This is a genomic window from Armatimonas rosea (assembly GCF_014202505.1).
GTDB lineage: Bacteria > Armatimonadota > Armatimonadia > Armatimonadales > Armatimonadaceae > Armatimonas > Armatimonas rosea.
The window spans coordinates 40,281-48,324 of sequence record NZ_JACHGW010000012.1 but is presented as its reverse complement, the minus strand read 5'-3'; the positions used below and the strand labels follow the sequence as shown (position 1 = coordinate 48,324).

Genomic DNA, 8,044 nt, shown 5'->3' with positions numbered 1-8,044 from the left:
GCTTTGTGTTTGTTTCGCGACTCTACAATAGCCCCGGAATGACCTACTGCCTACCTGAGAAAATTACGGGGAAATTCAGATCGTCCGTACAGTTGGCTTGAGCACGTTACCGACGAGCATTACCAAGGAGAGAACTGAGCCTAGAATTGGCCCGTTTTTGCTCCCATTGTGTCGGTGTCCCTCTTTAACCGCTATGTTTGTTCGACCCCTTGCTGTACTCTCTGACCAGAGTGGCAAGGGGCAGGCACGCACGAACAGATCCGGCTCTTTCATCAGGTCGCGGAAAGCACGGCAACTAGACCCGATCAAGAGTACCCTTGTAGCCGGCAAACTCGTTGGTCTCTATACCCACGCGTTTCAGGATGGTGACGAAGAGGTGGGCGAGCGGCAGTTCATAATGCTCGATGTCGCTTCTCCAACCTGAGTCGTCATCGATTCCGGCGTTGGACTGAAGGTTTTCGTCTCTGGAGAACTTGAGGTAGCGGCCGTTTTTGAAGCCAAGGTTTTTGCCGCCAGCCGAGATGATGGGGTAGTTCCGCGAGAGATGGAAACTACTCGAAGCGGACCCATGCATGGCGAAGGTGTTGTCGAGCAGGGTGCCGTTTCCGTTGGGTTCGGGGGTGTCTTTGAGCTTTTGGAGGAAGCGACCAAATTCCTCCGCTTGAAAGCGGTTGTAGATTCCCAGGTTGCGCCAGCCGTTGGGTTTCTTGACCTCATGAGTCAGGCCGTGGGCGTTGTTGAGGCCGACGGCCCGGGCCAGCAAATCCTGCGGGCCTCCAGAGTTTTCCCTGCCCATCATGTAGGTGGCGACACGGGTCGAATCGCTGAGGAAGGCGAGGTAGATGAGCTCGTAGATGGTCTGCACGTAGGCGCGGCTGTCGCGGACGGTGACCTCAAGATTCAAGTGGCGGGCATCGACTTCGGGAAGGGCGGTATCGATCCATTTTTCGGCCCTGTGCAGTTTAATTTCGGTGTCGCGGACTGCATCGAGGTATTGTTGGAGCGTCTCGCGGTCGTGGCTGGAGAGCTTGCGATTGAGCGTGTTGACGTTGGCGATGAGGAGATCGAGCGCACTTTTGCTGCGGGCGAGTTTGTCGCGGGTTTCCTTTCCTTGGGTGACGAAGAGGAGGTCGAAGATCTCTTTGGGACGGCTGATAGAAGGAATGGGACGGCCTTGTTGGTCGAAGGAGGAAGTATGTGTGGCGCGCGGAGCGCCGGTTCCCGCATTGGTAGAGAGAACGAGCGAAGAGTGGCGCGTGTGGCGGCCAAACTCTTCGGCGATGACTTGGTCGAGTGAGATCGTGTTTTTATACGGCCCCTCGCTTCCGGTGGCGGCACCCGTGAGGTATTGGTCCGCATTGGAGTGACCGTGGACTTTGCGCGAAGCGGGATGGGAGAGGCCGGAGTAGATCGTGATGTCGTTGCGTAGCGGTTCGAGGACATCGAGGACCTTGGTGAGGCGGAAGTCGCGTTCGCCTCCCTGCGGGAACCAGCTCCAGTCCTTCCAAGCCGGGTCATCCTGCCGGGGCAGGCCCACTCCGTCCGGATGGTAGATGCTCACAAAGCGGGCCAGCTTATCCTGTGACTCACCCTTGGCGGCGAAGGTCTCCATCCATGGCAGCGCGAGGTCAATACCAGCACCTTTAAGGAAGGTTCGTCGTTTCATCACGACTCGATTATTTCTCATGTTCTTTTCCCCCCACGACCTTTTCACGGAACAAACGGCTGTGAATAATGATGGAAACGAGGTCCTTCAGACCGTTTCCACGTTTTTTGAGTTCTGCTGCTATTCTATCTAGCTCACTGCGGTCGGCAAACGACATCGGGCGGCCTAGAGCGTAGGTGCTCAATTTGTGGACCATCGCTTTTCTGAATTGATCCTGCCGGTCGGCCATGAGGTAGCTTTTTAATCCCGTCACTCCTTCCAGTGCTTTGTTGTTGTAGAGGACGGCGGTGGCATCAACCGGCTTGTCATTGATGGTGGTGCGGAAGCGCCCGATGGCATCGAAGTTTTCCAACGAAATCCCCCAGGGATCGATCTTGGCGTGACAGGACCGGCAGGCGGCATTGTTGCGATGGTCGGCCATCCGCTCCTTCGGGGTCATTTTGAGAATCCGGGGGTCGGTGAGATCCACCTGGGGAACATTGGGCGGCGGCGGTGGTGGCGGGTCGTGGAGCATTCTTTCCAGGAGCCAAACGCCGCGTTTGAGCGGATTGGAATCCACCCCGGTGGAAGTCATGGTGAGGACGGCCGCAGTGGTGAGAAGGCCGCCGCGGTTGACTCGGGCATCAATGGGGACTTTCCGAAATTCCTGCCCGGTCACGCCGGGGATTCCGTAGTGTTGCGCCAGGGGTTCGTTGATGACGAGGTAGTCCGATTGGAGGAAATCCACAATGCTGCGATTGTTACGCAGGACGTGGTCGAAGAAGGCATGCGGCTCCGCGATGAGGTTCTTCTGGAACGCTTCGTCGTAGATCGGGAACTTCAATGGATCGACGACGACGTTGTCCAAGGCCTCAAGGCCCAGCCACTGTTGGACAAAGTGCCGGGTGAATCGCTTTGATTTGGGATCAGCCAACATGCGCTGGATTTGGGAATCCAGAGTCTTCGGCGATTTGAGTTTGCCAGAAAAGGCGAGGTCGAGGAGCTGGGCGTCCGGAATGCTGGACCAGAGAAAGAAGGAGAGACGATTGGCCAGCTCCAGGTCGCTGACTGTCCGAGTCTGAGAAGGTTTGGGGGATTCGGTTTGAACGAGATAAAGGAACTCGGGTGAGGCCAACACGGTGGCGAGGACCTCTATCACGGTTTCTTGGAAAGTGGAGAAGCCAGGGCGATATTTTCTGAAGAGCTGGTGGTAGGCCGCGATGTCGCTATCTGTAATTGGACGTCGCCACGCCCGCGTCATGAAGCGCTTCAGAATCTCCCGGACATACGCGTTTTCATCCTTCCGATTTGGGCTATCGAAGAAGATGGCGGTGTGGGATTTTGGCGGCCATGTCTCGTAGAGCCCGGCTTCCACTTCGACGTAGTCGATTTCTAGATTTACCGGCGGATTCTTTCCTCCTTTTCCAGTCGAGGAAATGTTGTGGATTTCGAGATACTCCGTGCAGTTGGGAAAGCTTCCGATTTCGTGCGTTTTTCGGAAGGGGTTTCGCGGCAGCCCAGCGAGCGGAACATCAAAGGTGACAAACTTCGGATCCTTGGTGGAAGCGGTCACTTCAACGTCCCGCTCGCTGACGATGACGGACCCTCTTCCCTCATTGTTGCTTTGAAAGCCGAAAACCAATCTGAGGTTTGCCGACTGCCCAGGCTGGCGTTCGCTTGCACCGACGCGAATCCGGACCCGTAAGATGCCTTCCTCTGGAACCGAGTTTCCCAGATCGAGGTGGAACTGTCGGGAAGGCGGGAGAACCGCGACGACGTTGGAGACAGGCGGGATGGCGGAGGTGGTTTTGTCAGGTTTGAGATTCCAGATCCCTTGGCGGGCTTCACCATCTAAGATAACGTAGTAGGCCCAGTTATAGGAGAAGCCCTCACCAGTGTCCTTGTTGAGAACGTGGGTATACCGGATGTCTTTGGCATTCGCGGAGTTTTTGGGAGGGATGGGTTTCTGTTTCAAGGCGGCGGCTTTGTCCAGCACCTCTTGCATCGGGATCTGCCAGGTCACCACCTGAGGGCGGTCTCCTTCGACGGTTGCTTTTTGTAGGGCCTCGATGGCTATCTCACGATAGGTCTCGAGCTGCGTCGCCGACATCTGGAGATACTTTGAGCTGTTTTTGAAGCCATCTTCGGACGTGTTTTCGGGCGGGAGTGCCTCGGTAAACTGAAGGTTGAGATCCAGCAAGTCCTGCAGGGCGTGGTTGTATTCGTAGTTCGCCATGCGGCGGAAGGAACCATGACCTCCGGCATTTCTCCGGGTCTGGGAGACTTTTTGCATTTCCTTCCCCAACCATTCGATGATCCGGGCTCTGTCCTCGTCCTTGAGATGGTAGTTCGGTTCGCCCGCCGGCGGCATCTCGCGTTTGCTGAGGACGTCGTAAATCTCGATCCACCGATCGACGTCCCTACCCGTGAGAAGATTTGGATCCAGTTGGTCGATTCGAAGTCCCGCATTAGACTTTTTCGGACCATGACAAGCGATGCAGGATTTTGCGAGGAGCGGTGCGACAAACTTTTGATAGTCGTCACGCTTGGCCTTCGGCATGGGTTCAGCAGTGCCAACGGGAATAAATGATCCTGCCAGCCCAACAAGTGTCAGAGTGGTAGCAAGTTTTGTTCGAAAGTGGTGAGGCATTATTGAGTTTCCGGACGGGGGCAACGAGTTATTTTTGGGCTCCCCAGATCTCTGGATCTGTCCCCATAAAAGTGTGTGAGGTCACATTCGACAGTCCGAAAACCCCACCGTTTTTTTTGACAATAGGTGGATGAGGTGGGGGCGAAAGACGGTCCAAAAACGAGAGGACGTGAGCTACCTGCGCCAACCCGTACAGACCACTCACGCCTTCGAAATCCGTTGGAGTCGTCAGGCTTTGACGAGTTCGCTCCAGCTCTCGACGCGGTTCAAATTATCTGCCCAAAGCTCGATAGTCTCCGAGGATGCAGCATTGATGACAGCGAGCGTCTTTGCGTCGGGCTCGCCTAAACGAGGTCGAGACACTTTTAAGAAGAGTAAGCGCTCCCCGTCAACCTTGCCTTCCTCGCGTCCGTCTGCGAGGATCTTCTGATATGTCATGGATTCTTTCATCTGTGCCACCGCTTTCTCCAATAGTTTACCGGCAATTTCCGGTGCGTACCGCACCCCAGCCAGCAAGTAGGTCGAAGTCCAGAGTTTGCGCCGCTCTTCCTGCTCTGCTTCCGCCTCGATCCTGGTCTCTAGATTCGTGACTACATTCTCGGGTGTTGTGGCGGAAAGGTCACAGAGTAGAGCCAAAGGAAGTGTCGCTAGTCCGCCGCGGAGTACCTGAGCAACTGGTAGCTTCCAGAGCCGTATCACGCCAAACTCGAAGGCGAGGTAGCGGGTTCCGTTGGGACGGAGGCGCTCGACGTTGCCCGTGAGCGCGGGGCTGTCGGCCTCGGGTCGGAGCAAGATCACATAGCTCAGGACGACGAGGCCAGTCTGCTCACCCGCCAGGACGTTGTAGCGCAACATTCGGCCCGGAACGGCATGCCCATCGTGCCCTGCCTGAAACTCTATGTGGACGAGGTAGGGCTTGGCGGAGTTGACACGAATGAGTCGGTCAGCTTCTGTGGAGACGGTTGCCAGATCCGCATCCACCAGCTCACAGGGCTCAGGTGGCAGTCCGAGGAGCGCGAGCCAGTCCTCGGGCTGGAATCGTACCAGCTCTTTGGTGGTCGCGTCGAAGGGAGTGGGCATGTCTGATTGTACCCGCCAGAGCACTCCGGGGAGTTCTCACCCCGAGGGGCGTCAGCAGTCGCTCCATGCCCTAAGTGTCTCCCTAAAGGAACCATATTTTGGTATCTTAGCTCACAGCCATTTCCTGGTGGCTCAATCCAGTTGACGTAGGGAGGGCACGCTTACTAGTACGAACAGAGAGAGCAGGGTGGTCACGCTGCCACCAAGGAGAAAGATCTTATCTGGCCCAAGCACCACTGCCCCCCAGCCTACCAGCGCGAGCCCAAGAGGCAGGAGTGCGAGCGACCCCATCGCATCGATACTAAAGACACGCCCCTGTTGCTCGGGAGGGATCTTCTCTTGGAGGAGTCCCATCCAGGCCAGGTTATTGGCCTCCAGCGCCACCCCGTTTATCAGAGCTGCCACGAGGAGAACGGGGAGTGGCAGACGTGTTCCCAGGAGCGCAAGCATGGTCGCTGCTAGAGCCATCGCTCCATGCATCACCAGACCACGTCGCCGTAGCCGCGGCAGTCGCCCAAGCCAGAGACCCCCGAGCAGGTAACCCAGTGGAAATGCGGCGTAGAGTATTCCCAGAGTGCCCACTCCCGCGTGGCGCACTTGCGTCACCAGATAGGGCATACAGACACAATACGGTGCGACCAGGGTGATATTGGTCAAGGCAAAGAGCACGATGCTTACCCACAGCCAGCGCTGGCGACGAACCGTGCGAAAGCCTTCTCCGAGTGACTGCCAGAGGGGAGCCTCATGGGGAATCGCGGCTTTGGGAAGGCGAACTCCCAGGGCAGGAAGCAGGAGAAGACTGGAGACGAAGAACGTCACGGCGTTTATACTGAATGCTAACGTTGGACCTAGGGCTGCCACCAGCCCAGCACCGATAGCAGGCCCGGCGATTCGTCCGAGGCTCATACTGATGCCCGTAAGTGCTGTGGCGGAAGGGCGCTCGTCCTCGGAGATGAGCTGGGGAACGAGGGCGGCGTAGGCGGGCTGAAAGAAGGCATCCAGAAACCCAAAGAGCAGGCTCGCCACGTAGAGATGCGACACCTCTAGCCTTCCCGAGGCGCTCAGCAGGGCCACGGCCAGCGCGACGACTCCACGGGCTATATCTGAACCGAGCATCAGCCAGGCACGCGCGAACTTATCCGCGGCGACTCCTCCGAGAAGTGAAAAGAGAACTGAGGGGGTGAGGGCAAAGATCAGCACGAGGCTGGTTGCCTGTGGTGAGCCGGTTTTCTTGAGGACCCACCATGCCAGTGCGAGCTCATAGGTGAAGTCCCCGATACGGGAGAGGGTCTGCCCTAGCCAGAGTGCGGCGAAGGTTCGGTTTCGCAGGGCTCGAAAGACGGTCACGAAAGTCCTACACTTGCAAGGTTTTCGCGTGCCATCTGAGTCTTAGGGTGGTCTTTGCCGACGGTATTCTGGAACGTGTTGAGGGCGCGGGTAAAGAGGGTGCGTGCCTCGTCGGTCTGGCCCCTGCTCTGGAGGATGACGCCCAGGTTGCTTGCCGTGAGTGCCGTGTCGGGGTGCTCGGGGCCGAGGGAGCTTTCCTTGGCGGTCAGAGCACGGCGCATGAGAGACTCGGCTTCTGCCACATCCCCCAACGCATAACGCACATTGGCGAGGTTGTTGAGTGCAACGACTACCTCGTAGTGCTCGGGGCCGTAGAGGGCTTCGAAGGTCTCTAGGACTCGCCGGTAGATTGGCTCGGATTCGTTGTAGCGCTCCAATCCATCGAGGAGCCCTGCCCAAGCGGCGGCATCGGCGAGGGTGGTGGGATGGCTCTCGCCGAGGTGCTCTCGGTTAATCTCCCAGGCTCGTCTTGCCAGTGGCTCGCCTTTTTCGTAATTTCCGCGGGCGTGCTCTAGTCCCCCAAGGTTATGGTAGAGCGTGGCGGTGTTGGGGTGCCCTTCCCCGAGCTCTTTCTCAAGTGCGGTGAGTGCGGTGCCGTAGAGTTCCTCGGCCTCGTCGAACTGGGCAGTGTACTTGTAGAGCATCCCGACATTGTTGCGGGCAAAGGCCGTGTTCTCGTCGCTCTCACCCAAGCCATCGCGGGCCAGCTCAAGGGCCTTACCGAGAAAGCACTTGGCCTCGCTGTACCTCCCCTGGTGGCGAAGCACATTGCCGATTTGCCCCAGTGCCTGTACGCGCAGCCCTACGGCAACAGGCCCTGTAAAGCTCTCTTTCAGGGTGTCTAAAATCGTCTCCGCCCGTGTCGCCGACTCTTTTGCTTCTTCGTAGTCGCCAAGCGCCTGCTGAAGCTCGCCGAGGGTGAGGAGAACGTTGGCGGTGTCGGGAGAGTCGCCCTCAAGCTGTTCAAAGAGCGCCAAGCTCTGCGCACAGAGTGTCGTGGCTTGGGCAATGCTGCCCTGCTCACGGGCGGCACTGGCATCTTCAAAAAGTGCGATGGCGCTCTCTATTGTGCTCATGCGTTTTTCTTTACGGCGCTCTGGGAGGTGGCGTAGCAGGTGAGATAGACAAAGCCCTGGAAGGCAACAGAGAGCTCGCGGGCCTGAACGACCTTGCCCTCGCGCATCCAGCCGGGACGCTCGGAGTTGGAGTCGTCGGCAAAGCTAGGTGTCGTCGTCATCAAAAGTAGGGCAATCAGTAAGAGAGTTTTCATCCGTTTCGTCCGTTTCCGTTTTCACCTCGACCCGCCACTCCTTCCGGCTCCG

General features: G+C 57.6%; 6 protein-coding genes. All 6 read right to left on the bottom strand.

All coding sequences use genetic code 11. The annotated features are described in order from the left end of the window. Positions 1-295: 295 nt before the first annotated feature. The gene (locus HNQ39_RS29145; RefSeq protein WP_184204132.1) at positions 296-1,687 is read right to left on the bottom strand and encodes a DUF1552 domain-containing protein; all 1,392 of its coding nucleotides are present in this window, start codon (positions 1,685-1,687) and stop codon (positions 296-298) included. Next, the gene (locus HNQ39_RS29140) at positions 1,677-4,295 is read right to left on the bottom strand and encodes a DUF1592 domain-containing protein (protein ID WP_184204131.1); all 2,619 of its coding nucleotides are present in this window, start codon (positions 4,293-4,295) and stop codon (positions 1,677-1,679) included. Before HNQ39_RS29140 ends, HNQ39_RS29145 begins: the two co-directional genes overlap by 11 nt. 228 nt (positions 4,296-4,523) lie before the next feature. Then, a complete protein-coding gene (locus HNQ39_RS29135; protein ID WP_184204130.1) occupies positions 4,524-5,399 on the bottom strand; it encodes an RpnC/YadD family protein in 876 nt (291 codons plus the stop codon). 108 nt (positions 5,400-5,507) lie between these two features. After that, positions 5,508-6,722 carry an MFS transporter gene (locus HNQ39_RS29130; protein ID WP_184204129.1) on the bottom strand — a complete coding sequence of 405 codons (1,215 nt, stop codon included), beginning with the start codon at positions 6,720-6,722 and terminating at the stop codon, positions 5,508-5,510. After that, on the bottom strand, positions 6,719-7,798 hold the full coding sequence (locus tag HNQ39_RS29125) for a tetratricopeptide repeat protein (protein WP_184204128.1): 1,080 nt from the start codon (positions 7,796-7,798) through the stop codon (positions 6,719-6,721). The genes HNQ39_RS29130 and HNQ39_RS29125 overlap by 4 nt, the downstream gene beginning before the upstream one ends. Further along, positions 7,795-7,992 carry a hypothetical protein gene (locus tag HNQ39_RS29120; protein WP_184204127.1) on the bottom strand — a complete coding sequence of 66 codons (198 nt, stop codon included), beginning with the start codon at positions 7,990-7,992 and terminating at the stop codon, positions 7,795-7,797. The genes HNQ39_RS29125 and HNQ39_RS29120 overlap by 4 nt, the downstream gene beginning before the upstream one ends. Positions 7,993-8,044 lie beyond the last annotated feature (52 nt).

Coding starts and splice junctions, on each gene's coding strand:
- HNQ39_RS29125 (WP_184204128.1), bottom strand. CDS start 7,798: ATGAGCACAATAGAGAGCGCCATCGCACTTTTTGAAGATGCCAGTGCC.
- HNQ39_RS29120 (WP_184204127.1), bottom strand. CDS start 7,992: ATGAAAACTCTCTTACTGATTGCCCTACTTTTGATGACGACGACACCT.
- HNQ39_RS29140 (WP_184204131.1), bottom strand. CDS start 4,295: ATGCCTCACCACTTTCGAACAAAACTTGCTACCACTCTGACACTTGTT.
- HNQ39_RS29145 (WP_184204132.1), bottom strand. CDS start 1,687: ATGAGAAATAATCGAGTCGTGATGAAACGACGAACCTTCCTTAAAGGT.